This window comes from Yaniella soli (assembly GCF_054782375.1).
Genome location: NZ_BAAGSP010000020.1, coordinates 18,391 through 44,370, shown reverse-complemented (window position 1 = coordinate 44,370; position 25,980 = coordinate 18,391). Strand labels below are relative to the sequence as shown.

General features: G+C 56.8%; 20 protein-coding genes. 4 read left to right on the top strand and 16 right to left on the bottom strand.

Annotation, left to right across the window (positions count from 1 at the left end; all coding sequences use genetic code 11):
• The first annotated feature begins 31 nt into the window (after positions 1-31).
• Together ACYVJT_RS10915 and ACYVJT_RS10910 are read left to right on the top strand one after the other, a co-directional pair.
• Entirely contained in the window at positions 32-880 is an 849-nt protein-coding gene (locus tag ACYVJT_RS10915; RefSeq protein ID WP_343956955.1) for a DUF3097 domain-containing protein, read from the top strand.
• Between the two features lie 123 nt (positions 881-1,003).
• Positions 1,004-1,393: a DUF4870 domain-containing protein gene (locus ACYVJT_RS10910; protein ID WP_343956917.1), complete on the top strand. Its 390-nt coding sequence runs from the start codon at positions 1,004-1,006 to the stop codon at positions 1,391-1,393.
• A gap of 16 nt (positions 1,394-1,409) precedes the next feature.
• On the opposite strand, the gene hemW is transcribed toward ACYVJT_RS10910, so the two are convergent.
• Both hemW and lepA read right to left on the bottom strand, forming a co-directional pair.
• Positions 1,410-2,666 carry a radical SAM family heme chaperone HemW gene (hemW, locus tag ACYVJT_RS10905; RefSeq protein ID WP_343956915.1) on the bottom strand — a complete coding sequence of 419 codons (1,257 nt, stop codon included), beginning with the start codon at positions 2,664-2,666 and terminating at the stop codon, positions 1,410-1,412.
• A gap of 3 nt (positions 2,667-2,669) precedes the next feature.
• The gene (lepA, locus tag ACYVJT_RS10900) at positions 2,670-4,511 is read right to left on the bottom strand and encodes a translation elongation factor 4 (protein ID WP_343956913.1); all 1,842 of its coding nucleotides are present in this window, start codon (positions 4,509-4,511) and stop codon (positions 2,670-2,672) included.
• Positions 4,512-4,842: 331 nt separating this feature from the next.
• Between lepA and rpsT the strand changes: the two genes are divergently transcribed.
• Positions 4,843-5,109: a 30S ribosomal protein S20 gene (gene rpsT, locus ACYVJT_RS10895; protein ID WP_343956911.1), complete on the top strand. Its 267-nt coding sequence runs from the start codon at positions 4,843-4,845 to the stop codon at positions 5,107-5,109.
• Positions 5,110-5,183: 74 nt separating this feature from the next.
• On the opposite strand, the gene holA is transcribed toward rpsT, so the two are convergent.
• From holA to glpK, 6 genes are all read right to left on the bottom strand, one after another.
• Entirely contained in the window at positions 5,184-6,182 is a 999-nt protein-coding gene (gene holA / locus ACYVJT_RS10890; RefSeq protein ID WP_343956909.1) for a DNA polymerase III subunit delta, read from the bottom strand.
• 10 nt (positions 6,183-6,192) lie between these two features.
• Positions 6,193-8,685, bottom strand: a complete 2,493-nt coding sequence (locus tag ACYVJT_RS10885; RefSeq protein WP_343956907.1) for a ComEC/Rec2 family competence protein — start codon at positions 8,683-8,685, stop codon at positions 6,193-6,195.
• Positions 8,679-9,362: a helix-hairpin-helix domain-containing protein gene (locus ACYVJT_RS10880; RefSeq protein ID WP_343956905.1), complete on the bottom strand. Its 684-nt coding sequence runs from the start codon at positions 9,360-9,362 to the stop codon at positions 8,679-8,681. Before ACYVJT_RS10880 ends, ACYVJT_RS10885 begins: the two co-directional genes overlap by 7 nt.
• A 116-nt stretch (positions 9,363-9,478) precedes the next feature.
• Complete coding sequence (locus tag ACYVJT_RS10875; RefSeq protein ID WP_343956904.1) at positions 9,479-10,444, bottom strand: DegV family protein; 966 nt, start codon at positions 10,442-10,444, stop codon at positions 9,479-9,481.
• Between the two features lie 6 nt (positions 10,445-10,450).
• Positions 10,451-12,943: a leucine--tRNA ligase gene (gene leuS / locus ACYVJT_RS10870; RefSeq protein ID WP_343956903.1), complete on the bottom strand. Its 2,493-nt coding sequence runs from the start codon at positions 12,941-12,943 to the stop codon at positions 10,451-10,453.
• Between the two features lie 55 nt (positions 12,944-12,998).
• Entirely contained in the window at positions 12,999-14,531 is a 1,533-nt protein-coding gene (gene glpK / locus ACYVJT_RS10865; protein ID WP_343956902.1) for a glycerol kinase GlpK, read from the bottom strand.
• Between the two features lie 79 nt (positions 14,532-14,610).
• Here glpK and ACYVJT_RS10860 point away from each other — a divergent pair, with 79 nt between their 5' ends.
• Positions 14,611-15,558 carry an alpha/beta fold hydrolase gene (locus tag ACYVJT_RS10860; protein WP_343956901.1) on the top strand — a complete coding sequence of 316 codons (948 nt, stop codon included), beginning with the start codon at positions 14,611-14,613 and terminating at the stop codon, positions 15,556-15,558.
• Here ACYVJT_RS10860 and ACYVJT_RS10855 read toward each other — a convergent pair.
• From ACYVJT_RS10855 to carB, 8 genes are all read right to left on the bottom strand, one after another.
• Positions 15,555-17,639, bottom strand: coding sequence for a primosomal protein N' family DNA-binding protein (locus ACYVJT_RS10855; RefSeq protein ID WP_343956900.1), 2,085 nt, complete (start codon positions 17,637-17,639; stop codon positions 15,555-15,557). The genes ACYVJT_RS10860 and ACYVJT_RS10855 overlap by 4 nt on opposite strands.
• Position 17,640: 1 nt before the next feature.
• Entirely contained in the window at positions 17,641-18,867 is a 1,227-nt protein-coding gene (gene metK / locus ACYVJT_RS10850; protein WP_343956953.1) for a methionine adenosyltransferase, read from the bottom strand.
• Positions 18,868-18,953: 86 nt separating this feature from the next.
• On the bottom strand, positions 18,954-20,174 hold the full coding sequence (gene coaBC / locus ACYVJT_RS10845) for a bifunctional phosphopantothenoylcysteine decarboxylase/phosphopantothenate--cysteine ligase CoaBC (protein ID WP_343956899.1): 1,221 nt from the start codon (positions 20,172-20,174) through the stop codon (positions 18,954-18,956).
• Between the two features lie 30 nt (positions 20,175-20,204).
• On the bottom strand, positions 20,205-20,579 hold the full coding sequence (gene rpoZ / locus ACYVJT_RS10840) for a DNA-directed RNA polymerase subunit omega (protein WP_343956898.1): 375 nt from the start codon (positions 20,577-20,579) through the stop codon (positions 20,205-20,207).
• A gap of 67 nt (positions 20,580-20,646) precedes the next feature.
• Complete coding sequence (gmk, locus tag ACYVJT_RS10835; protein WP_343956951.1) at positions 20,647-21,255, bottom strand: guanylate kinase; 609 nt, start codon at positions 21,253-21,255, stop codon at positions 20,647-20,649.
• A 130-nt stretch (positions 21,256-21,385) separates the two neighbouring features.
• Positions 21,386-21,700 carry an integration host factor, actinobacterial type gene (gene mihF / locus ACYVJT_RS10830; protein WP_343956896.1) on the bottom strand — a complete coding sequence of 105 codons (315 nt, stop codon included), beginning with the start codon at positions 21,698-21,700 and terminating at the stop codon, positions 21,386-21,388.
• A gap of 113 nt (positions 21,701-21,813) precedes the next feature.
• A complete protein-coding gene (pyrF, locus tag ACYVJT_RS10825; RefSeq protein ID WP_343956895.1) occupies positions 21,814-22,656 on the bottom strand; it encodes an orotidine-5'-phosphate decarboxylase in 843 nt (280 codons plus the stop codon).
• A 7-nt stretch (positions 22,657-22,663) separates the two neighbouring features.
• Positions 22,664-25,972: a carbamoyl-phosphate synthase large subunit gene (gene carB / locus ACYVJT_RS10820; protein WP_343956894.1), complete on the bottom strand. Its 3,309-nt coding sequence runs from the start codon at positions 25,970-25,972 to the stop codon at positions 22,664-22,666.
• Positions 25,973-25,980 lie beyond the last annotated feature (8 nt).

Below are 25,980 nucleotides of genomic sequence, written 5' to 3'. Positions count from 1 at the left end.
AATGATTAGCAAACAGAAAGGCACCACCACGATGAATTGGGACCAGTGGGGACCGGGCAATCTCTCGAACCATAAACCGGTTTCGACTCCGAAGAAGGTAGCCGCTGCACGAGGTCTGGTCATCGAAGACGCTGATACCGGCTTCACTGGAGCCGTCACGCGTATCGAAAAGTCAGGTGGGGTCCATCTCGTGGTGCTCGAGGGACGCCGGGGTGCGACACGGTCTTTTCCACTGGGTTTCGGATTTACCATTGACGGTCAGCCGATTGAATTACTTCCGCCGGCACAACGGACAAAACCTCAACAGACACGGACCGCCTCGGGCTCTCGCGCCGTCGGGGCACAACGAGCTCAAGTGGCCAAAGCTTCACGCATCTGGGTCGAAGGCGTGCACGATGCAGAGTTGGTGGAAAAGATTTGGGGCGATGATCTTCGCGTCGAGGGCATCGTAGTCGAGCCCCTCCATGGTATTGACGACCTGGCCGGTGCCATCACCTCATTCAAACCCAGCCCAAAACGCCGTCTCGCCGTGTTACTTGACCATTTAGTCAGCGGTTCCAAAGAGGACCACATTGCAACCGAGGCGATGCGTGTTTCGGGGGCACAAGACAACGTATTGATTGTTGGCCATCCCTACGTGGACATATGGCAGGCTGTGAAACCGGAACTCATCGGGATTCAAGCCTGGCCCAAAATTCCCCGTGGGGAGGACTGGAAAACCGGCATGTTGGCCCGCTTGGGTCTCCCGAATCAAACTGCCGAAGACATCGGACTAGGTTGGAAGAAGATCCTGTCGCGAGTCAACAGTTTCGTCGATCTGGAATCAACACTGCTGGGTCGAGTTGAACACATGATCGATTTCGTAACTGTACACGAATAGCAGAATTTGACGCGAACCGCACCAATCTGTCAGGTTTCGGCAGAGTTGAGGTTTAGACTGCTTAGAGTAAGTCAGTATCAGCGAAGTTACATCCGGCTGAATCTACCGTAAAGGAAGCACAACGTGTCACAGACCCCTGGGGCCTCAGCACAAGGTAGCGACACAACCTCGCGCCCTCCTCTGACGCCGTCAGAAGATCGCCAGTGGGCAACTGTCGCTCACTTTGGCGCATTTTTGGGCTTTGTTCCTTCACTGGTTGTGTTCATTGTGTTCCGAACACGTGGCCCATTTTCTGAGCAAGAATCGAAAGAAGCGCTCAACTTTACTTTGCCACTGACGGTCGTGGCAGTTGCCATGAACATATTGGCATTCTTGCCGATCATGGGCGCGATTTTTGGGGTCGTCGCGGTATTACTGTGGCTATTTATGACGATTTCAGGCGTCATCGCAGGCATTGAAGTTAATAAGGGTCGTCCGTACCGCTACCCGTTCAACCTGCGCATTATTCGCTAGTATCACGACAGTCCGGTTAGAAACCCGCCAGTCTGCGGGTAATCGCATCGTCCAAAAGACGCCCTTTGAGCGTGGGCACAATCTTGCCCCGATGTAATGCTGCCGCCTCAATAAGCCCTTGAGCAGCTAAGAGTTCTGTTTCATGCTGTGCCCGGTCGGCTACAGTCTGCTCCTGCGATGTCAGCACGGAAGTATCTAGGCCTTCGGCCAGGCGAACGCCCAACATAATTTGCTCAAGCAACCGTGCATCGTGATCGGGGATTTCATGACCGATTGCCGGAGACAAACCGTCGATTATTCGTGATGCATATGCGGCTGGATGCTTTGCGTTCCACCACCGGACACCCGCCATATGCGAATGTGCCCCCGGACCTATCCCCCACCAGTCTTGATCGCGCCAGTATGCCAAGTTGTGCTGCGACTGGTGGATTCCTTGGTCGTGCGGGTCAAAAGCCCAGTTCGAGATCTCATACCAGCGGTACCCCGCGGCAGCTAATCGCTCTTCGGTCGCGAGGTATTTGTCAGCCTGGTCGTCTGGATCCGTATTTGGATAGACTCCGCGACGGATCTGAGCAGCAAGCTTGGTACCCTCTTCAACAATGAGACCGTACGCTGAGACGTGCTCTGGTTGAAGCTCGAGTACAGCGTCTAGCGAGTTCTGCCAGTCTTGTAACGACTCGCCTGGTGTGCCGAAGATCAAATCTAAGGACATATCGAGGTTGGCGTCGCGGATCCACTGTGCTGCTGTGGCCACGTTTGCTGGATCATGGGTACGTTCTAAGACCTGCAACACATGAGATACGGACGATTGCATGCCCATCGAGATCCGGTTGAATCCGCCGTCGGCCAGTGTCTTGACGCTATCGGCCGTCAAAGAATCTGGGTTCGCTTCGGTAGTGATCTCAGCTTCGGCAGTTATCCCGAACAGCTGTTGGGCTCGCTCCAGGATTTTTGTCAGATCCGAAGCCTGCAGCAGCGTGGGGGTACCGCCCCCAAAAAATACAGAGTGCAGCGGTTTGGCATCGACACCTGATCGTTCCATGGTGTCGGCTGCATATTCGAGTTCCTTGATAGCCGTGTCGGCATAACTGTCGTGCGATGCGCCAGGACCAAGGTCAGGCGAGATATACGTGTTGAAATCACAGTATCCACATCGGCTGACACAAAACGGCACGTGCACGTACAGCGAAAAGGTGCGGTCGGTGCCATTTATTGCGGGAGCGACAAACTCTGGGAGCAAACCAGTGGTTGCTGATGCTGCTGTGGGACTCAAGGCCTAGTTGCCACCCGTATCTGTCGACAACGCTGCAATGAACGCCTCCTGCGGTACCTCGACAGTACCGACCATCTTCATACGCTTCTTGCCTTCCTTTTGCTTCTCGAGCAACTTGCGTTTACGGGAAATGTCACCGCCGTAGCATTTCGACAAGACGTCTTTTCGGATGGCTCGAATATTTTCTCGGGCAATGATTCGCGAGCCGATCGCCGCTTGAATCGGTACTTCGAATTGCTGACGTGGGATGAGGTCTTTGAGTTTCGAGGTCATTTTCACGCCGTATGAATATGCGTGGTCACGGTGGGTGATCGCAGAAAATGCGTCGACAGCGTCACCTTGTAACAAGATGTCCACTTTGACGAGATCAGCGATCTGGGAACCTTCACGGTGCCAGTTCAGAGAGGCGTATCCCTTGGTTCGGGACTTGAGAATGTCGAAGTAGTCGAACACGATTTCTGCCAGTGGTATCCAGTAGCGAATTTCAACGCGTTCTTCCGACAGATAGTCCATGCCATTAAGTTGGCCGCGTTTACCTTGTGACAGCTCCATGACCGCCCCAATAAACTCGGACGGAACAATGATCGTCGCCATCGCCATAGGCTCTTCCACCTCGGTGATTTTTCCTTCCGGAAATTCCGAGGGATTCGTGACCTCAACTTCAGTGCCGTCTTCTGTAGTCACACTATAAATGACGTTGGGTGCCGTGGAAATTAGATCCAGATTATATTCACGCTCTAAACGCTCTCGCACGATTTCTAAATGCAACAGGCCCAGGAAGCCTACGCGGAAACCGAAGCCCAACGCCACGGATGTTTCGGGCTCGTAGCTCAGGGCTGCGTCATTAAGCTGAAGTTTTTCCAGTGCATCGCGCAGTGCAGGATAATCCGAACCATCGATTGGATATAACCCAGAAAACACCATGGGTTGAGGTTCACGGTACCCGCCGATTGGTTCTTCTGCCGGTTGCTTTTTGGAGGTAACGGTGTCACCGACCTTTGATTCAGCAACGTCTTTGACTCCGGTAATCAAATACCCCACTTCGCCGACGCCTAGCCCCTTGCCAGGAATAGCATCAGGAGAGTAGACACCTGACTCTTGAAGCTCGTATTCTGAGTCCGTAGCCATCATGCGGATGCCTTGCCGTGGCGTCAGTTGACCGTCAACCATACGAACATAGGTGATCACACCACGGTAGGTATCATAGATCGAGTCAAAAATCATCGCACGAGCCGGGGCATCGACGTCACCGGAGGGCGGTGGGACGTCGCCAACGACGCGATCTAATAGTGCTTCTACACCTTCGCCGGTCTTGCCCGAAACTTTCAGCACGTCATCCGGATCGATACCAATAAGATTTGAAATTTCTAGAGCATAGCGCTCTGGCTCTGCCGCGGGCAGATCGATCTTGTTCAGAACCGGAATGATTTCGAGATCATGTTCCATAGCCATATACAGATTCGCAAGGGTTTGGGCTTCAATGCCCTGTGCTGCGTCGACCAACAGGATAGCGCCTTCGCAAGCTGCCAGAGAACGCGAGACCTCGTATGCAAAATCAACGTGACCGGGTGTGTCAATCATATTGAGGACATAGTCTTGGCCATCAACTTGCCAGGGCATGCGTACAGCTTGCGACTTAATGGTGATGCCACGTTCGCGTTCAATATCCATGTTATCCAGGAACTGATTCTGCATCTCACGCGGTGTCACGACCTTGGTGTTTTGCAACATGCGATCAGCAAGAGTGGACTTGCCGTGGTCGATATGGGCGACAATACAAAAGTTCCGGATCACCGACGGGTCAGTAGAACCGGGCTGAGGCGGGTTGGACGCCACTGGCGACACGTGCACCATCCTTCGAAATTTATTGGCATCGGGCGTGAAAGCTTCTTCACACCCCGATATTTATCGTTGCTCTATTGTTTCATGTTACAACCCTATCGACGACAACATATCGCGCGAACTGTCGATCTGCTAGCGAACACTCGCACGCGACGCCACAGCGCCCATGGCAATTCGCTGTTGCCCGTACTTTTTGGTAAGGTAGACGCCTGTGTGTCCGCGCAGGTCGACGGGCACTCCTGGTTAGGCTTTCCAAGGTGCCCCCACACCGCTCAGTCGCTTGATCAGGAATACCCCTCACCGACCCTAATTTTTAGAATGAATAGGACCATAATTGGCAAATCTCAAGTCTTCGAAAAAGCGCGCAATCACGAACGAAAAGCGTCGTGAACGCAACACCGCTATCAAGTCTGAAGCAAAGACGCTGCTGCGTAAGGTAAACAAAGCTGTTCAGGCTGGCGATAAAGAGGCCGCTCAAAAAGCACTCTCCGTTGCCAACCGCAAGCTCGACAAGGCTGTCAGCAAGGGTGCCATCCATCGCAACAACGCTGCCAACCGCAAGTCCGGTGCTGCAGCTCGTGTGAATGCCATGGATGCCTAAGCTTCTCTAGCACGTCACTACATGGTTGAGGCCACTACATTATCGTAGTGGCCTCAACCATTTGATGGTCGTGACTACCGATGAGCCACAAGACCGGCAACTTTCGTCACCATACGCTCAACGGCGTAATTTGCATCGCGTGCTTGGCCTTTAGCCTCAGCATCTGCCCGAGCGATCAACTCAACTGCACCCGCGATATTGACCGGAGACCAGTGTCTCGCGGTCGCCGTGACTCGTTGGGCCTGCCACGGCGCCATGCCTAATACTGAAGCCAGTTGTCCCTGTGGAATCCGAGCGTCCACTACGCGAGCGACTTGTCGTGCTTTCATCGCGAAAGATGCAGTAACTGCCACCGGTTGGACTCCGGTCGCCAGTGCATGACGTAGCAGTGCCGTTGCGGGGCCGAGTTGCCCGTCTAATGCAGCATCCGCGACTTTAAACGCAGTGGCTTGCACTCTGCCGCCGTAGTATTTTTCGACGATTTCTTCAGTGATGGTGCCTTCGGTATCGGCAATGAGTTGGCTTGTTGCTGCTGCAAGTTCGCCAAGGTTTGGTCCGATAGCGTCTGCTAAGGCGCGCACCGCTTCGGCGTTGACCCGGCGTTTGGCGGCACGAAACTCCGCTTGTAAGAATTCCATCCGGTCGCGATCTGATTTGATCGGCTTTGCTTCGATATGTTGCCCAGCCCTTTTTAAGGCATCCAGCAGACGCTTTCCTCGGTTGCCGCCACCGTGGAGTCCAAGAAAGGTCACATCGGGGTTGGGGTACTGCACATACTCAAGCCCATCAACGACAAACGCATCGGTCATCTTGTGCATCTCATCGAATACCAGGAGTTTTTCCTCGCCAAATAACGAGGGGCTCGCCAATACCTGCAGTTCGCCGGACTCGTAGTTTGCCGCGGACAGGTGATGTATTTCAGTGTCAGGCGCGACCTGTTTGAGCTGCGCCTTGATCGAGTCGGTGACCCTGGTGTGGATATACTCTTCACCGCCCTGCACAAGGATGAATGGGGAAACGTTGACATCACGCCACGAGGTGCCTGCGGATTGTGTTCGACTGGTGGAAGCCATAGTTCCGAGTCTATCGGTCTAATGCGACATAGGCTTGATTCTGTTCGAAGGTCACAGCGAAAGTGCCATCTACATCGGTCCGGCGGATTGCAACCCGCGGACCGAGTGCGTCCAGAATGTCATCATGTGGATGCCCATACGTGTTGTCTTCACCGACTCCAACCAATGCCATATTCGGTGCAGTGTGTTCAATGATCTCCACTCCCCCGTTTTGTGCCCCGTGATGTGACAACTTCAGAATATCGATATCTTCAGGAATGTTTCCTTCGGCTATGAGTTTGGTCGCCTCATCTTCTTCAAGATCGCCGGTATACAGTGCCTCGACGACACCGCCGTGGCGATATATCTCGACCAGCATGACGATTGAGGCATTATTTTCATTCGACGCTTGCGTATTCGCCGCCAGGACGTTCCAGCGGACTTCTACTGGGTGATCGTCATCCTCATTGGCGTGGTCAATAATGCCCGTCAGCGGTTCACTCACCAGCCGGGCCTCTGGGGGTATACCTGTGCTCTCGGCATCGTGGGCAGGATCGGTCCCTGTCGAGTACAAAATCTGGTCTGGTTGGTATTCTTCCAACACTGCGCTCACACCGCCCACATGGTCTGCGTGGAGGTGGGTGATCACCATGACATCGATCTGTTCGATATTAGCTTCGGCTAAGCATTGTGTGGCTAGGTCACCGTCAGGTCCGGTGTCGATCACCATGGCGGAGGTGGGACCGGTCCGAACCAGGTACATATCCCCCTGTCCGACGTCACATCCGACTATGTCCCAGTCGGTATTGATGGAACTGGGTTGGACTGGCCAGAAGACGGCCACATGGGCCACCAGCGCAATAGCCAGGACAGCATACTGGAACACATTGGCAAATGAATAATGCTCCTTCGATGCCACCAATACTCGATTCCAGACAGATGTTGCTGTGGCGATCTTGACGGGTGGTTTTGGGCGTCGTTGGAAACGAAGGAGTTTCAACACGAAGATGAGACTGGCTGCCCAGTGCAACACCACAAGCGCCGTTCCTGCCGGGCCCTGGGGCCAGGGTAACGTAGCACCGGGAAGCTCCGCGGCAGTTGTGGCAATCCATCCGATGCCAGCTGCCGGCAGCGAGACGATGTGCAACAGCACCTGAGACAGCCAAGGAGCGACCACACAAATTGCTGCGGCAATCGTGCCCGGGATCATGATCAGGGGCAGTAGCGGTGTAGCAAAGAGATTGGCGACGAGCGAGTAGGGACTCACATAGTCGATAAACGTCAGCAGTATAGGCTGGCACGCCAGTTGCGCGGTTGCGGAGACGGCCAGTGATGAGCTGAGCAGACTCGCCCAAAAGTCGGGCAGTAGTTTTTCAAGGAATCCGTGGAGCCAACGATCTAAAGGCTGTGCGCCGAGCACGATGCCGGCAGTTGCCGCCACAGAGAGTTGGAACCCCACTTCGTGGATAAGTTCCGGAGATATCGTCAACAGCACGATGGTCGACAGCGCTAAGATCGGCAACGCTTGGGATCCCCGTCCGAAAAACAGGGCCCAGGCGCCAATGGCACCCATGGTGGCTGCGCGAATAATGGAGGGCTGCATTCCCACGATCTGCACGAAGAGCAGAAGCGTACACATAAACGCCGCGATCACGACGCCTCGAGGCAGTCTCAGCGTGCGAAATAGTAGCGTCGCTGCGGCGGCGATGAGTGACGTATGCGCACCCGACACGGCTGACAGATGACTCAGCCCAGAAACGTTCATGGCGTCTTCTACGTCTTCGGTCTGTTGCGAGCGGTCTCCCAGAATCAGTCCGGGTAACAGTTGCGGCGCATAACTGAGCGTGTCAGCAGATTGGTTGCGTAGTGTTTCGCGGAGCACATCGCGGCCGGTTGAGTTGTGCTCATCATCCGGGCCAAAACACGTGCCCGGCTCTGCTCCCGTGATCGCCTGGACGAAAACACTCGACTCGTTATCGGAGACACGTCCCATGAAGCAAACGTCGGTCCCAGCAGTCAGCTCTTGCCATGTTTCATCGCCGGAGATCACGATCTTTGCGGGGTGATCGGTTGCTGTGAGGTCTTTGCCGTAGTGCTCGACATCAGCAGTCGCATACCAGCTGGGAACGAAGGGTCCTTCCCGTTTGACGGGTGCTGTGACGAGCTGCGCAGAGATGTTCGCTGTCCCGAGTTCATCGACGAATTCTAGCCACCCTGAATCCTCGGCGGCTATGCGCTGCTGTTGGACAAAGAACGCTGCTGGCGTTGCCAGCCAGCAGGCGATAGCCACGATCAGGGTCACATTGACCACTCGGCGTTTGCTGGCCTTACGGGCCAACGCAACGCCCAGCACGGCTACACCCCCGAGGATCGGCAAGACCACCGGCAGCCAGCGCACCCAAGCCATGGATGCTGTCGGGAGTGTCAAGCAGACGATGGCGGTCAGCGCGGCAGCAGGTAGCAGGCGGATGTCGATGGGTGCGGCCACGTCATCTGGTTTGATGTGGTGGTCTGGCGTCACCACTCGACTAACCCATCGAGGCGTTCGCGCGTGGCCGGACCTATCCCTGAGACTGCTTCTAGATCGGCGAGATCGGTAAATGCTCCGTGCTGTTCGCGGTGTGCAATGATGTCAGCTGCGGTCGCAGGCCCAACCCCTGGCAGTGTTTCGAGCGCGGCCGAATCCGCGGTGTTAATGTCGACGGTGCCGGTGCTTTCACCCCCGACACCGGGTTCAGCGGATGCATCCACTGCGTTGAAGTCTTGAGCAGTCTCACGATCAGGCACCAGGATGTAGTCCCCATCATTGGCCACGGCTGCCAAGTTGAGGGCATCCAATTGTGCTTGGTCAGTTGGCCCGCCCGCTGCCTCGAGAGCGTCGACAACCCGGATGTCACCGGATAGCTCAACGATGCCTGGCTCATGCACCTCACCAGCCACGTGGATGATAGTGACGGCGCCTGAGGGCTCGTCTGTCGTGTCTGTGGCCTCCTCGGAGGTGTCATCAAACGGTTCAGGATCGGTGTTATCGACAGCGAACGTGGAGTCTTGGGTTGCCGGTTGGTCTGTTATGAGCCATCGAAAGCCAAAGACTGTGGCCACGATGACGACCAACATCAACACCGCTGAGAGGGCTACCTTGGTTCGCCAAATTGGCGCCCTGGGCTGCTGTTCGTCGGGTTCAGCCAGATGTTTTCCCATGTATGCCAGCATGGGGCTTGTTCAGCAGGGTTCAGGCAACTTCCGGGGTCAATGTGGACAAGTCAGCTGACCAGACTCGCTTGTGGACGAGTGTCGGCTACGGGACGTGCACGGTGTTACGTGTTGCCGTAGCGTGCGTAGTCTAAGTCTGGGCTCATCGAGACGCCGAGTGCCCCGAGTCCAAGGTGGGCTGCGAGTACCGCTGGTAATCGTACAACCGGGACCGGCATGGAAGAGTATTCCTCCAGGTCCTGGGCTAGTTCTCGTGCGGAGTCCAGATCACCGTAGCCTTGCACGCTGAGTCTCACGGGTGGCGTTGCCGTGCTTGCGATCTCGGTAATGGCAGCCAGTGCTTTGGCTTCGCTACGGGGCCGGTCGAGCAGTTCGATGGCGCCGTTATTCAAGTGCATCACGGGTCGGACCTGGAGTAATTGTCCCAGAAGACCGGTGAGCGCCGGAATGCGGCCGCCTTTACGCAGCGCGTCAAGATTTGGGACGGTGAACACTGTTTGACCGGCATCGGCTTGTCGCGTGGCGAGGTCGGCGAGAAATTGGGTTGAGAGACCGAGTCTGGTCCGCTGCAAGACGTCGAGCACGGCATAGCCCAAGGACATGCCGGCATTATATGAATCCAATACCGTCACCGGTACAGGCGAGTTCGCCGCTGCGATGCGTGCTGCGTCAGCGGTACCTGAAAGTTTTGAGGACAGGTGGATCGAGAGGATGCGGCCGTAGCCCTGTTCGGCGACGTGTTTGTAGGTGGCCGAGAATTGTCCGGGTGAGGGCCTCGAGGTTCGCAGCGGGGTGCCTGCGGCCAGGGCAATCGCGAGGTCCTGGTGCAGGATTTCGTCGTCTTCATTATAGATTTGGTCACCGATCATCACCGGTATCGGGATGGTGAAGAGCTCTGATCCGGTGGGAAGTTTATAGACTTCGTCGGGCAGTGCCGCTGAGGTGTCAGTGACGATGGCTACCCGATCGCGTCGTGGCGGTTTCAGGTAGCGAGCCCAACCGACCGCCTCACCGCGTACATCTCGGGATCGGGCGGCCAGTCGGGCTATCCACGGAGCAACATCCGACATCAGCGGTTAGCCCACCACGAAGTTGACGAGTTTGCCGGGGACCACGATGATTTTGCGGATCTGTTGGTCTCCAATGGAGCGCTGCACGTTGTCGGAGTTGCGGGCAAGTGCTTCGAGGTCTTCCTCAGAAATATCGGCGGGGACTTCGAAGCGGTCACGCAACTTGCCTTGGACCTGGGCGATGACGGTGATCTGGTCTTCAACTAGCAGTGTGTCATCCACGGTCAACCACTGTGAGCGGGCAACCGATGGCTCGTGGCCCAGCATGGCCCACATGTCTTCGGCGGTGTACGGTGCCACCAAGGAGACCAGTTGTGCGATGACTTCCGTGGCTTCGCGAACGGCAGGATCGCCGGCCCCTGCCCCATTGTCGACTTCTTTTCTGGTGGCGTTCACCAATTCCATGGTGCGGGCGATGACCACGTTGAATTTTCGGTCATCGAGAAGAGCCTCTGTCTCGTGCACGATTTTATGTGTGGTCTGTCGTAGCCCTACTACTCCACCTGCGGGGTCTGTATTTGGTGCTACGCCGAGCTGTTGGACGTCCTGGGCCAGACGCCAGGCACGAGCCAGGAATTTCAGCGATGCCGCCGGCGATACATCAGCCCAGTCGACGTCATCTTCGGGCGGGGAGGCAAAGACCATGGTCAACCGAATGGCATCGACACCGAACGCATCGAGTTGTTCACCCAGTGCCACACCATTGCCCAATGATTTCGACATGGCTTTGCCACCGTTGAGGACTTGGCCTTGGTTGAGCAGACGGGTAAACGGTTCGGTAAAGCTCACCAGATCCATGTCGTAGAGGGCTTTGGTAAAGAAGCGTGAGTACAACAGGTGCAGGATCGCGTGTTCGACGCCACCGACGTATTGATCGACTGGACCCCAACGATCGAGCTTGTCACGGTCCCAGATTTTGTCGGCGTTTTGAGACGACACGAAGCGCATGTAGTACCAAGACGAATCCACGAAGGTGTCCATCGTGTCGGTGTCGCGTTTGGCCGGACCTGCACAGGTTGGGCATTCAACGTGTGCCCAGTCCTCCGCTGCTTCCAACGGGGACTTGCCCTTTGGCGCCAGTTGTTGACCATGGAGATTGTTGGGCAGTTCAACCGGAAGTTGCTCATCGGGCACGGGGACTTCACCACACGTTGCACAATGAATGATCGGGATCGGGGCGCCCCAGAACCGTTGACGCGACAGCAGCCAGTCACGCAGCCGGTAGTTCACGGATTGATAGCCGGTACCTTTGGCTTCCAGCAGCTCAATGGCTTTGGAGATCGCCTCGGTGCCCGACAGACCATCAAGGTCGCCAGAATTCACGTTGCTTCCGGCTTGCGTTGTCGCGACGCCAGTATCTTCGGGGTTTTCTTCGTCGGTTGCAACGACCATGCGTACCGGTAGATCCATGGCACGCGCAAAATCCATATCCCGTTGATCGTGCGCGGGAACGGCCATGATCGCGCCGGTCCCGTAATCCGCCAGGACATAGTCTGAGGCCCACACGGGAACGCGTTCGCCCGACAGGGGGTTAATGCCATAGCGTCCCAAAAACACACCGGTCTTGGGTCGGTCGGCTGACTGGCGATCAATATCAGAGACGTGCTTCAACTGATCTCGGTATGCTTCCAGTGCCGTGGCTTGTTCTGGGGCCACGAGTTGTTGTGCCAGCTCTGCATCGGCCGCCACGACCATAAAGGTTGCACCGTAGAGGGTGTCTGGACGCGTGGTGTAGACCTCGATGTCGGGGCCGTCTTCAATCGCGAACTGTACGGTGGCGCCGGTGGATTTGCCAATCCAGTTGCGTTGCATGTTCAACACGCGCTCAGGCCATTTGCCCTCGAGCGCGTCCATGTCTTGCAACAAGCGTTCGGCATACTCGGTAATTTTGAAGTACCACTGTTCCAAGGCCTTTTTAGTGACCTCGGTGCCGCACCGTTCACAAGCACCGTCGACCACTTGTTCGTTGGCCAACACAGTCTGATCTTTTGGACACCAGTTGACCGGCGAATTTTTGCGGTAGGTCAGGCCACGTTCATAGAACTTCAGAAACAGCCACTGGGTCCAGCGGTAGTACTCGGGATCTGAGGTGTGCAGTACGGTATCCCAATCAACGGAAATGCCATAGCGGGCAAATGACGACCGTTGGGTGGCAATGTTGGCGTAGGTCCATTCAGCAGGGTGTGCGTCCCGGGCAATGGCAGCGTTTTCAGCAGGCAGACCAAAGGAATCCCAGCCGATGGGGTGGAGCACATCATAACCGCGCAGCATCCAATAGCGAGACACGACGTCACCCATAGCGAAGGCTTCGGCGTGACCCATATGCAGGTCGCCCGAGGGGTATGGGAACATATCAAGCACGTATTTCCGCGGTCGCTGGCCGTCATCGGCTGCTTGAAAGACTTTGTTGTTTTCCCAATAGCCGGCCCAGCGCTGCTCGATGGCAGCAAACGAATACTCTTCGCGCCCAGTATCGGCTTGATTCGATGTGTTCGTCACGATTTCCTGTCTACAACTTCTACGAAAATGTCAGATCTAGTCTAAGTTTAGTATTCTAGCTGGTCTCATCAACCGGCCAGCCAATTGCGTGCTCAATTGCCGCACGCCACCCGGCAATCAGACGATCGCGCTTGTCCGGCTCAATCTGCGGATGCCAGATCCCGCCGGCTTGCCACAGGTTGCGCAATTGTGCCGTGTCTTCCCATATACCGATCCCCAGGCCGGCCGCATAGGCAGCACCGCGAGCCGTCGTTTCCACGTCAGCGTTGCGTTGGACGATGACATCTAAAATATCGGCTTGGAACTGCATGAGTTGGGCGTTGACGGTCATACCGCCATCCACGTTGAGTCGTTGCAGCGGTCTCCCGGTATCTGCTTCAACAGCCTGAATGACATCCAGGGTTTGATACGCAGTGGCATCGAGTGTGGCCCTGGCGATGTGACCGGCTGTGGCGTAGTTCGTGAGGCCGATGATGGTTCCGGAAGCATCGGATCGCCACCACGGTGCGAGCAGACCAGAAAAGGCCGGCACGAAATACACTCCACCATGATCGGTCACACTGTTGGCAAGACGTTCAATGTCGTCTGAGCTCTCAATGATCCCGAGTTGGTCACGCAACCATTGGACCACGGAGCCGGCTTGAGCAACCGAGCCTTCCAACGCGTACACGGGCGCTTCACCGGGGAGTTGATACGCCACCGTGGTCAGCAGCCCACTGGACGAAAAGACCGGCTCGTGACCGGTGTTGTAGAGCAAAAAGCAGCCGGTGCCATAGGTATTCTTTGCTTCACCGGCCGCAAAGATGGTCTGCCCAAAGCTTGCCGCCTGTTGGTCCCCCAACACGCCGGTGATCGGCAGACCACCGATCGCTAAAGAGCCGGTCACGTGACCATAGTGATACACCGATGGATGAATCTCGGGCAGCGCATCGCGCAAGATATTGGGGTCGATCCCGAAGACTTCGCCCAGGTTGTAATCCCACTGCCCGGTGCGGATATCCATCAGGGACGTCCGAGAAGCATTGGTGATGTCGGTAGCGTGGACTGCCCCGCCGGTGAGATTCCAGATAATCCAGGAATCGATCGTGCCAAAACGCAGCTGCCCGTTGGTAGCAAGCCGCGCGGCCGCTTCGTGGTGTTGCAGCATCCACGCCATTTTTGGTGCCGAAAAATATGCCGACAGGTGCAGTCCGGTAGCCGACTGGACGGCAGCATTCTGCCCGTTGGCAATGAGCTGTTCGACGGTCGCGTCGGTACGGGCGTCCTGCCAGACAATGGCGCGCTGCACAGGACGAGAGGTGTTGGCATCCCAGGCCACAATGGTTTCACGCTGGTTGGTAATGCCGATGGAAGCAATGTCAGCGACGGTGAGTCCTGCCCGTGCCATGGCAAGGGCGGCAAGTTCTCGAATATTCGCCCAGATTTCGGAGGCGTCGTGTTCCACCCATCCTGGGTGGGGAAAATACTGCTGATGTTCCCGGGCCACGATCGTCACGGTCGTCCCAGTTGAGTCGTACAGCGCAACGCGTGTCGAGGTGGTCCCCAGATCCAGCGACATGATGATCCGAGGTGATGAGTTGGCAACCATACGCGTTACTTAACCACACGTGTGTCACATCGGTCACCCACCGGCACGAGATGGCGTGAGATTTCATAGACTGGTAGGTATGACTTCTGGCATTTTAGGACGGTTGCGTCCGCGATTCTTAGTGCGTGACCGGGCCGTCTTGACGGGTCATACCCAACGCGATCCCCAACGATTCGGTGTGACCGTGACTGACCCGGTCTCGGGGGTGGACTTTGAGGTGGCCGTGTTCAAATACCCCGGCCCGCCGGGCGCCCGGCAAGTATTGGCGGTCCATGGGTTCCGAGGCGATCACCACGGGCTGGAACTCATCGTCGATGGGCTTGCTGCCTATGAAGTGTGGGTGCCCGATCTGCCAGGTTTCGGCGTTTCAGGCGCGCTACTTGATGCTAAGCACAGCGTTGAACACTATGGGAACATCATCAATCAAATCGCGAAAACCATGGCGAACCCGACACTGGTTGGACACTCTTTCGGATCGCTCATCGCTGCAGCCGCTGTTGCCGACCAGTCAGTGGATTACCCGCACTTGGTGTTGTTGAACCCTATTGCCAAACCAGCCCTGGATGCCGGAACCCCGTCGGATCGTGCCGCCACCCTGGTGACCGATGGGTTCTATCGCCTCTGTGCGGCCCTGCCATCAGCGGCGGGGCGTCGTCTGTTGGGAAATAAACTCATTGTGTGGGCCACGGGCGCGTTCATGACGAAGACCGATGACCCTCGAGTGCTGGCCTATACCCATGATCAACACCAGGCATATTTCTCCGACTTTGACTCCCCCACCACGCTACTTGAGGCCTACGAGGCGTCGATCACGCAGACAGTGGCTGATTTCGCTGACCGTCTGCGCATTCCGGTGACCCTGATTGGTGGCGCCGACGACGAACTGTCATCCCCGGAAGATATAGCAGCTCTTGAAGAGGTCTTGGCTACCGACGATGTCGAAACCTACGTATTGCAAAACACCGGACACCTGATGCATTATGAACGCTCTGTTGCCACGGCTGCTTTGATTCATTGGCGACTTTAGAGCACATCGGTGGGATCAATTCGCAGTCTGACCGCGGTGGACTCCCCGCGTGCAGACAGTTGTGCCCGCGTGGTCTTTAACGCGGTGATTACCCGGTCTGCAACGTGTTGAGGAAAAAAGAGCAGCGCTCGGTACGACTGTTCATCAATGCCTACCGGACCGATCCAAGGCGATTCGTCGGCTTGGTAGGGTAAGGGTGTACCACGCATCATTTTGTGGAGTTCATCGATGGGCCCGAGGATTTCGGCGACCCGCATGGCCGGTGGGAGGCCAAGTTGTTGTCGCTGACCAAGTTGACGATCTGCCCAGGCGATCGGGTTCATTTGCACGAGCGCGGCCACGGCGTCATCGTATTGTGCGGTGACCACCACGACTCCCCCGTCACCAGCTGGGCGGACGAGCTTGGCGGCGCGCATCCAATGGCCCAGCACCTCTTCGGGCACGTTGAGCCCCTCACGTTGCAGCTGTGCATCACCGTCGAGCAACAGCGCTGCGGCATATCCCTTGGGTGCGACTGGCTCGGCTCCCGGGGTCGCAATCACGATCGCAGGTTGGTCGGCGACGGTGACGAGCAAGTGATCGGCGGATGAGGACATGATCGGTGTCATCGGGAATGCTCGACCCAGCTCGTCAGCTGTGCGGTGGACGCCCCTGGCCCCTGCCCGAAGTTGGTTGCCTTGACAATTGTGGCACGAAAAACTGCGTTCCTTGATGCCGCACCATCGACACGTGGCTTCGTGTCGTTGGACTGCCAGCCGGTCGGTGTACCCCAGTGGGCCGGCGCAGTGTGTGCACCGGGCAGATTCACCGCAGCGTGCGCAGAACAACCCGGGAATGAATCCTGCTCGAGCGACTTGTACCAGCACTGGTCCGGGGTCGCCGTGTTTGCCATCGAGTGCATCGCGGGCCGCGCGGTATGCCATATGTGGAATCCGGGCAATTTGTGCCAGTGGATCCCGCTCGGCGTGGAATGAATCCGATGTTGCCACGACCCTCGGGGCCAGCGCCTTGCGAATATCACGGTCAGCGCCGATTTGGGTCAGTTCCCCGGTGGCCACGAGGTGTTGGACGTCAATGGCCCGGGACGTCGAAGCAAGCACGAGTCGGGATCCATGCTGGGTGGCACGGCGTCGAGCCACCGCATGCACGTGAAAATATGGTGTTCGTGGTTCGATGAGGTGGTCGCTGGTGGGTTCCCACACCATAATCATGTCGATGTGTGCCAGGGGCGCCCAGATGGCTGATCTGGTGCCCACAACGATGCGGTGTTGACCGTTGAGGATTTGGAGAAACGACCGATACCGTGCGGTATTGCCTTGATCGCCGCTGAGCATAGCAAAGCCGCGTGTGCCGACCCGCTCTTTCAGTTGGCGTTGCAGCCTGGAGAGGTGTTTGTGATCGGGCACGATGACCAGGCTGGTCTGTTGCAAAGCTGCCAGCCGTTGGGCGGCATCTGCCAAGACACCCATGGCGTCCCAGCTGGCGTGTGCTGAGGCGAGTGTCAGGGCGTAGTGTCCGGGGTGGCCGGGCGTGAAGAGCTGTTCGGCTCCATCGAGCAAGTCCCACGCGAATGTGGGGCCGGTTGTCTCGTCGACGGGGGTAGCCGGTGGTGCTTCAATGACCGGTGGCGCTGGAACTGTGTCGTCGTCGAGTTGTTGGGCGATATCGCGTTCTACCCCGGCCACTCGTCGAGGAATGACAGCACGCAGTACGTCTGCGGTGATGGAGCCGTAGTCCTGGGCGATGAGTTGTGCCAGTTCCAGGACTTTGGGTTCTAGCACGGGCATCACCGACACAACTTTTTGGAGTCGGGTGAGCCTCGCGACGGTGTCGATGGTGTCGGTACGTTGGATCAGCCATCCGAAGAGTTGTTGATGGCCAAACCGTACTTTGACACGGACACCTGGTTTCGCTGCTGTATCGAGTTCTTGGGGTATGAGGTAATCAAAATACCGGTCTAGATGCGGCACCGGAGTTTCCAAGAGAACTTTGGCTACCGGTTGTTGAGGCCATCCTTCCGGTGCCGGCGGTAACGTGGCACGGGACTCTGGAAGGTCGAAGAGGGCATCTGTTTCGGGCACGTCACCAGTCTACCGCGGCACGCAATTGGTCAACTTTATCGGTGCGTTCCCAGGTGAAGTCGGGGAGTTCGCGGCCGAAGTGTCCGTTGGCTGCAGTGGCCTGATAGATGGGACGCAAGAGCTGCAGGTCTTGTACGATGGCAGCGGGGCGCAGGTCGAAGACCTCGTTGATAGCTGCCACGATTTTGTCGTGGCTGACTTCTTCGGTACCGAAGGTATCGACATAGAGGCCTACCGGACGGGCTTTGCCGATGGCGTAGGCTACCTGTACTTCTGCACGATCCGCCAGTTCGGCAGCGACGATATTTTTCGCCACCCAGCGCGTGGCGTAAGCGGCTGACCGGTCAACCTTCGATGGGTCTTTTCCAGAAAACGCGCCACCACCATGACGGGCCATCCCCCCGTAGGTGTCTACGATGATTTTGCGTCCGGTTAGGCCGGCGTCTCCAACGGGCCCACCAATGACGAAGGGGCCGGAGGGGTTGATAATGATGTCGGCCTGTGCGTATTCCAAACCAAATGTGGTCAGGACCGGCTCGATGACATGCTGTGTGATGTCTGCGTGGAGCTGGTCTTGGGTGACGTCTTCGAGGTGCTGGGTGGAAAGCACGACGGTTTCGACACTTTTTGGGACGTGGTGTTCGTCGTAGCCGATGGTGACCTGCGTTTTTCCGTCAGGCAGCAGGTACGGCATCGGTGAACCTGGCTGCTGTCGCACCACGGTGAGACGCTCAGATAACCGGTGTGCGAGATAGATTGGGGCAGGCATCAAGGCGGGGGTTTCGTTGGATGCGTAGCCGAACATGATGCCTTGGTCGCCGGCACCTTGTTTATCGATTTCATCAACGGAGCCATCGCGCGTTTCGAGCGAGGTGGAAACACCGTCGTGAATATCACTGGATTGTTGTCCGATGGACACGTTCACACCACAGGTGGCGCCGTCGAATCCGTTGGCCGACGAGTTGTATCCAATGTCGAGGATAGTTTGCCGAACGATTTCGGGGATTTCGACGTATGCGGAGGTGCTGACTTCACCTGCTACTTGCACCAGGCCGGTGGTGACCAGAGTTTCCACCGCGACTTTTGCGTTGGAGTCTTTGGCGATGATCGCATCGAGCACAGCATCGGAGATTTGGTCACAGATCTTGTCTGGGTGTCCGGCAGTTACCGATTCCGAGGTGAAGAGGCGGAGTTCACCGTCTCCAATTCCGGCATAGGGCTGGTACATGGATGAAGTATCTTTAGCAGTCACAGTATGAGAGTGTACCTGTCTGACATTGGTGGCATCGAGAAGGGTTCATGGAACGTAAAACTTCAGGACAGTGCGCCCGCTAATCGTTCGATGATCGCTTCGGCGACGAGCTGTTTGGTACCTTGGATCGTGACATCCTCGCTACCATCGGCGAATACCATGGTCACGTCATTTTCATCTTGGCCGAAGACTTTTCCGACCCCGACTTCGTTCACCACGAGTATCTCGCAGCCTTTTCGTTGGAGTTTTGCGCGCCCGTATTCCAGTGGTGAGGTGTGTGCATCCCCGGTTTCAGCAGCAAATCCAACAATGACTCGCGGTAGGTCTTGACCCGCATCGCGTTGTTCGACGGTGGACCGCAAGACGTCTTCCGTTTGTTCCAGGACGATAGTTGGAGCGGAATCATCGTCTTGTTTTTTGATTTTCTCATTCGTGGTGCTCGCAGGGCGGAAATCAGCCACTGCGGCGGCCATAATCAGCGCGTCTTTGTGCTGGGCATGATCCAGGACAGCCTCTAGCAGGTCATGTGTGGATTCAATATTCACTACAGCAATATTCTTGTGCTCCGGGGCGGCCACGTCCATGGCACCGGCAATGAGAGTGACATGCGCACCTTGCGCGGCGGCTGCTTGAGCGAGTGCGACACCTTGTTTGCCAGACGAACGGTTGCCTAAGTAGCGGACCGGGTCGAGTGCTTCGCGCGTCCCCCCGGCACTGACCACCACGTGCTTGCCTGCCAGGGTCTGCCCTACTTGCGTCGCAGCGGCAATGGTTTTGGTCTGTGCCCAAATATCTTCGGGTTCGGGGAACCGCCCCTTCCCGGTATCTACCCCGGTCAAGCGCCCAACTGCGGGTTCGACAATGTGCACGCCCCGCGCACGAAGCGTGGCCACGTTGGCTCGGGTGGCGGCGTTTTCCCACATCTCGGTGTGCATCGCAGGCGCCATCACCACGGGGACAGTAGCTGTGAGCAGGATGTTGCCGATCAAATCAGAGGCTAGGCCCGCTGCGGCTTTGGCAAGTGAGTTGGCTGTTGCTGGCGCGATGACCACGAGGTCTGCCTGGCGTCCCTGCAGGACGTGATTGACTTCTTCGACTGCTTCAAAGGTGTCGTGATAGACCGGTTGTCCAGACAGGGCTTCCCAGGTGGGCTTTCCCACAAAGTTCAAGGCCGCCTCGGTGGGGACGACATGCACTTCGTGACCTTCCTCGGTCATCAGACGAAGCAGCAGCGCGGCTTTATACGCGGCGATGCCGCCTGTCACGCCAAGAACGATCCTCATGGACTCCCCTGTTCCAACGGTGGTGGCGACTTACTCGTCGGTTGCGTCTGCTGGACTTTCTTCTGGCAGCGCAAATGGGTCGTCGTCGTTGGCTGGCAGTTCGAAGGTCGGGAACTCTTCATCGAATTCTTCAGCGGCTGCGGCTTGAACCTCTTCAACTGGTTTCATTTCCAGCAGGTCAGCGTCGACTTCGCGCAGTGCAATCGACAGTGGTTTTTCGTTCAGCTCGGTATCGACCAGCGGTCCAACGTACTCGAAGAGACCTTCGTGCAGCTGGGAGTAGTATGCGTTGATCTGGCGTGCACGCTGGGCAGCAAAGAGCACCAGCCCATATTTGGAATCAACCTTTTCTAGCAGTTCATCTAGGGGTGGGTTGACGATACCTTCGGTTCTTAGTTCAGTCACTGACTCTCCAATGAGTTTCCCCGTAGCGACCGGGGATTGTGGATGTTTTTACGTTGTATGCCGTGGGCTACTGCGCAGCAGGTAGCTGCATGACATCTACCAGCTTGGCAGCAGCTTGTCCAACTGTATCGTTGACAATTACAGCATCAAATTCTGGTTCTGCAGCAAGCTCTAGTTTAGCGGTTTCTAGCCGTCGATGCTGTTCAGTTGCAGATTCTGTGCCGCGCCCAATGAGACGTCTGACCAATTCTTCCCAACTTGGTGGGGCGAGGAAGACGAATGTTGCTTCCGGCATGGTCTGTCGTACCTGGCGAGCACCTTGTAGATCAATCTCTAACAAAACGTGCTGGCCCTGCTCAATCGCAGATTCGACGGTATCGCGGCGGGTCCCATATTTGTTGAGACCGTGCACCTCAGCCCATTCCAACATTTTGCCCTGGTCAATAAGTTCGTCAAACTGTTCGTGAGAAACGAACGAGTAATGCACCCCGTCCAACTCTCCGGGACGCGGTGGACGGGTCGTGGCAGAAACGGACAGCCACACCTGCGGATAGTGGTGGCGAATGTATTGGCTGACGGTGCCTTTGCCCACGGCGGTTGGACCGGCAAGAACGGTGACCGCAGGAACTGTACCAGCGTGTTCAGATCTCAGCGTCAGTTCACGTGGTTCGGGAATGACCGGTGGCGTGGGATCTGGCAAGGTTCTCCTCGGCTTTTTGGCAGGTCGACCGCAACTGCGATATGACGTAGGGTATCGCACTCTTGAGCTATACCCCAAACCACTGTGCAGGTTTTGCGCAAGGTGGTTACCGGCCGAGTGCTTCTCTCAATGCGGTGCGTTGGCGATGCCCAAGGCCGCGGAGTCTACGATTTGCAGAAATATCGCATTGCTCCATAATAGTTTGCGCCCGGATTTCTCCGATCCCTTTGAGTGAAGTCAGCAGATCAATAGTGCGCATCCTGGCAACAGCCTCATCGCTATCTGCTCGTTCGAAGACTTGGGAGAGAGAAATCGTGCCGTCAGAGAACTCAGTTTTGACTTTGGCACGCGCGGTACGGGCATCAAGCGCTTTTTGCCGCGCAGCTTGTCGTTCGGCGGGTGTCAGATCTTTCAGGACCATTAGTTACTGCCTTTCGTGCCCAGCACCTACCCACCACAGGTAGGGTCAGTCACACCCACAAAGGTGAATGACTACTGTCGTGCATTGACCTATATCTCCTAGTGAAATGTAGTCTAACTCACATTGAGCTCTTTGTGAGCCTCTGCAATCGACGCTTTTAAATCCGCGACCTGCGGCCCAGCTCGTAAGATCGCACGTGAGGAGTTGACTAGGACATTTGGCCATGCCGCGCCGAACCCTGTGCGAATATCTGACGCTTGGGCTCCTTGGGAGCCGTACCCGGGCGCCAGGATTGGGGCGTTTGCCCTCGCCAGATCAATATTAAGTGTCTTAGTGACATCGATGGCGGTGGCGCCTACCACCAGGCCGACCGAGCCGAGCCGATCGGCATGGGCATTGTCTGCACCGGCGGCATCGACAATTCGTTTGGCCACAGAATCATCAGATGCGCCGACATGTTGAACACTCGCACCCTCCGGGTTGGATGTTAGCGCCAAAACAAAGACACCACGATTATGTGCTTGTGCCACATCGATCGCCGGCCGAAGGGATTCGTATCCCAGATAGGGCGATAGGGTGACGGCGTCGGCAGCAAGAGCCGAACCATCTGCCAACCAGGCTTGAGCGTAGCCGTCCATGGTCGAACCAATGTCACCACGTTTTGCATCGGCAATGGTGACGATATTGGCTTCATGTGCGAACTGCAGCGTGTCTTCTAGGACAGCAAAACCTGCCGCCCCGAATCGCTCGTAGAGGGCGACTTGGGGTTTCAAAGCAGCCACACCGACCATGGTAGCGGCCGCCTCCACGACGGTTTTCGAGAAGGTTTCAAGCCCGGCCGGGTCATCGTTGAGTCCCCAACTTTGCAGGAGATGACTGTGCGGGTCGATGCCTAGACACAACGGCCCGTGCTGGGCCATTGCGTCGGCGAGGCGAAGTCCAAATGGCTGTGACATGGGTGTCCTACCGTTGGTTCGCAATCACGTCAGCCAGGCGGCGGTCGTGTTCTTGCAGGCTGGTCACATCCCAGGAGTATTCACGCTGGGCTTGGATTGCCTGCAGCGCAGTCCCGAACGCAGCCAGGGTGGTGACGATGGGTACACCCAACGAGTTGGCTGCTGCACGAATCTCATAGCCGTCCCCGCGAGCTTCCGAGCCCGATGGAGTGTTGACAACCAAATCTACCCGTCCGGCTTCAAGCTGATCCAGGATCGTTTCGCCCGGTTGATCGGCATCGCTGGTAATTTTGTCGACGGTTTCGGTCATGATTCCGTTGCGTGCCAGCACATCTGCTGTCCCGCCCGTGGACACGAGTTCAAAGCCCATATCCGCCAGACCTTTGGCGTGGGCGACTAGACCGCGTTTGTCCCTGTTGGCAACTGAAATGAACACCCGACCCTGCGTCGGGAGTCTGCCGCCAACGGCGTCCTGAGATTTGGCGTAGGCGGTGTCAAAGTATTTATCGATACCCATGACTTCACCGGTAGAACGCATTTCGGGTCCGAGCAACGAATCGACCACGCGACCTTCCGGCGTGCGGAAGCGAGTAAACGGCAGTACGGCCTCTTTCACAGCGATCGGAGCGCCCAGGGGTAAAGACCAGCCATCGTGGGTGGCTGGTAGGTCACCGGTCTCGCGCAGGTCGGCGATCGATGTTCCGATACCGATTTTCGCTGCTGCTTTGGCCAATGCAACTCCGGTGGCCTTGGAGACGAATGGCACGGTGCGTGACGCACGAGGGTTTGCTTCGATGACATAGAGGATATCGGCGGTCAGCGCGAACTGAATGTTGATCAGCCCGCGGACGCCAACACCTTTGGCGATAGCCTCGGTGGCTTCTCTTACCCGCGCCAAGACGTCTGGGGCCAGTGTCGTTGGTGGTAGAACACAAGCCGAGTCCCCGGAGTGCACACCGGCTTCTTCAATGTGTTCCATGATGCCGCCCATAAAGAGCTCGTGGCCGTCATAGAGCGCATCAACATCGATTTCAATAGCGTCATCGAGGAAGCGGTCCACGAGTACCGGATGTTCTGCGGTAATTTCTGCGGTGGAGTTCGCGATGTATGTGGACAGTTGTTCTTCGCCGTAGACAATTTCCATCCCGCGTCCACCCAGCACATAGGACGGGCGAACAAGGACCGGATAACCAATTTCGTCGGCAATGGCCTTGGCGTCTTCAAACGAAACTGCCGTGCCGCTCTTGGGTGCAGCCAGGTTGGCTTGCTGCAGGACTTGCGCAAACAGACCGCGGTGTTCTGCCAGGTCGATCGCTTCTGGTGAGGTGCCCAAGATGGTGACGCCGGCATCCGCAAGGGCTTGGGCCAGTTTCAATGGCGTCTGCCCACCGAGTTGGACGAACACACCGGCTACCGGGCCGGTCTGTTCTTCGGCGTGGATGATTTCGAGAACATCTTCAAGTGTCAACGGTTCGAAATACAGCCGATCTGACATATCCGAGTCGGTCGAGACGGTTTCGGGGTTGCAGTTGATGAGCACAGTGTCGTAACCGGCCTGTTGCATAGCCATGGTGGCGTGGACACAGGAGTAATCGAATTCCACACCTTGGCCAATGCGGTTGGGGCCCGATCCTAAGATAATCGCCGTCTGACGGTCATGCTCAGCGATTTCACTTTCTTGGCCGTCATACGACGAGTAGTGATATGGCGCTTGCGCAATGTGTTCACCGGCTGCAGTATCGACAGATTTATACACCGGACGGACCCCGAGTGCATGACGCACACCCCGAACAACGGCCTCGTCCATGTGGCGCAGTTGGCCGATCTGGTTGTCAGAGAAACCGTGCCGCTTAGCGTGGGCAAGCAAATCTTTGGTCAGTTCAGCTGCGTCGCGGATCTCGGTCGCCACTTCATTGATCAAGACCAGCTGATCAATGAACCATGGATCGACCATCGTGATTTCGAAAATCTGTTGTGGGGTCGCTCCCCCAAGCAGCGCACGCTGGATCTGGCCCAGCCGCGACGTCGTTGCCGTCTGAGCAGCTTCAAGCAGTTGCGCAACCTCGGTCGCATCTGGCACCGTGAATTCCAACTCGGCATCCTCGGTTTGTTCCAACGAGCGCAGCGCTTTCTGCAGGGCTTCAGCAAAGTTGCGGCCGAGCGACATGACCTCGCCGACAGCCTTCATGGTGGTGGTCAGCGTGGCATCGGCTGCGGGGAATTTCTCGAAGGCAAAGCGCGGTACTTTCACCGCGACGTAGTCCAACGCTGGTTCAAACGCGGCGGTCGTAGTGCCGGTGATGTCGTTGCCGACCTCATCGAGGGTGTAGCCCAGGGACAGTTTTGTTGCAATCTTCGCGATCGGGTAACCGGTTGCTTTAGACGCCAGCGCTGAGGAACGCGAGACACGTGGGTTCATTTCGATCACCACGATGCGACCGTCTTCCGGGTTGACCGCAAACTGGATGTTACAGCCGCCGGTAGCCACGCCGACTTCACGGATGATTTTGATGGAGATGTCGCGCATCTTCTGGTATTCGCGGTCGGTCAGTGTCAAAGCCGGGGCCACGGTAATGGCGTCTCCGGTGTGGACGCCGACCGGGTCAAAATTCTCGATGGAACACAGCGCGATGACGTTGTCTGCGCTGTCGCGCATCATCTCGAATTCAAATTCTTTCCAGCCCAAAATGGACTCTTCTAAGAGTACTTCTGAGGTTGGTGAGTACTGGATACCAGCGCCAGCGATCCGGTGTAGATCTGCCTCATCATAGGCCATACCTGAGCCCAGGCCACCCATGGTGAATGAGGGCCGTACGACCATCGGGTAGCCGAGGTCTTGAGCCGCTTCGAGGGCTTCATCCATGCTGTTGACGATGGCGGAACGTGCTGATTCTGCACCACAACGTTCTACGACGCCTTTGAATTCTTCCCGGTTTTCTCCGAGTTCGATCGCGGCAATATTGGCACCGATGAGTTCAACACCATATTTCTCCAGGACACCGTGTTCGTCTAGTTGAATGGCTGTGTTGAGCGCCGTCTGCCCACCAAGAGTTGGCAAGATGGCATCTGGTCGTTCGGCCGCAATAATCTTTTCCACGACATCAGCGGTAATGGGCTCTACGTAGGTAGCATCCGCCATTTCCGGGTCGGTCATGATCGTTGCCGGGTTGGAATTCACCAGCACCACGCGAATGCCTTCTTCTTTGAGCACACGGATGGCTTGGGTGCCTGAGTAATCAAATTCGGCGGCTTGACCAATGACGATCGGTCCGGAACCGATAACTAATACGGATGTGAGATCTGTGCGTTTTGGCATGGTCTGTC

Bases quoted from the DNA above. Each gene is read 5' to 3' on its own strand.
- coaBC (WP_343956899.1), bottom strand. From the start codon at position 20,174: ATGAGGATCGTTCTTGGCGTGACAGGCGGCATCGCCGCGTATAAAGCC.
- ACYVJT_RS10860 (WP_343956901.1), top strand. From the start codon at position 14,611: ATGACTTCTGGCATTTTAGGACGGTTGCGTCCGCGATTCTTAGTGCGT.
- ACYVJT_RS10880 (WP_343956905.1), bottom strand. From the start codon at position 9,362: ATGGGAAAACATCTGGCTGAACCCGACGAACAGCAGCCCAGGGCGCCA.
- ACYVJT_RS10875 (WP_343956904.1), bottom strand. From the start codon at position 10,444: ATGTCGGATGTTGCTCCGTGGATAGCCCGACTGGCCGCCCGATCCCGA.
- glpK (WP_343956902.1), bottom strand. From the start codon at position 14,531: ATGGTTGCCAACTCATCACCTCGGATCATCATGTCGCTGGATCTGGGG.
- ACYVJT_RS10915 (WP_343956955.1), top strand. From the start codon at position 32: ATGAATTGGGACCAGTGGGGACCGGGCAATCTCTCGAACCATAAACCG.
- carB (WP_343956894.1), bottom strand. From the start codon at position 25,972: ATGCCAAAACGCACAGATCTCACATCCGTATTAGTTATCGGTTCCGGA.
- pyrF (WP_343956895.1), bottom strand. From the start codon at position 22,656: ATGTCACAGCCATTTGGACTTCGCCTCGCCGACGCAATGGCCCAGCAC.
- holA (WP_343956909.1), bottom strand. From the start codon at position 6,182: ATGGCTTCCACCAGTCGAACACAATCCGCAGGCACCTCGTGGCGTGAT.
- mihF (WP_343956896.1), bottom strand. From the start codon at position 21,700: ATGGTCCTGAAAGATCTGACACCCGCCGAACGACAAGCTGCGCGGCAA.
- metK (WP_343956953.1), bottom strand. From the start codon at position 18,867: ATGTACCAGCCCTATGCCGGAATTGGAGACGGTGAACTCCGCCTCTTC.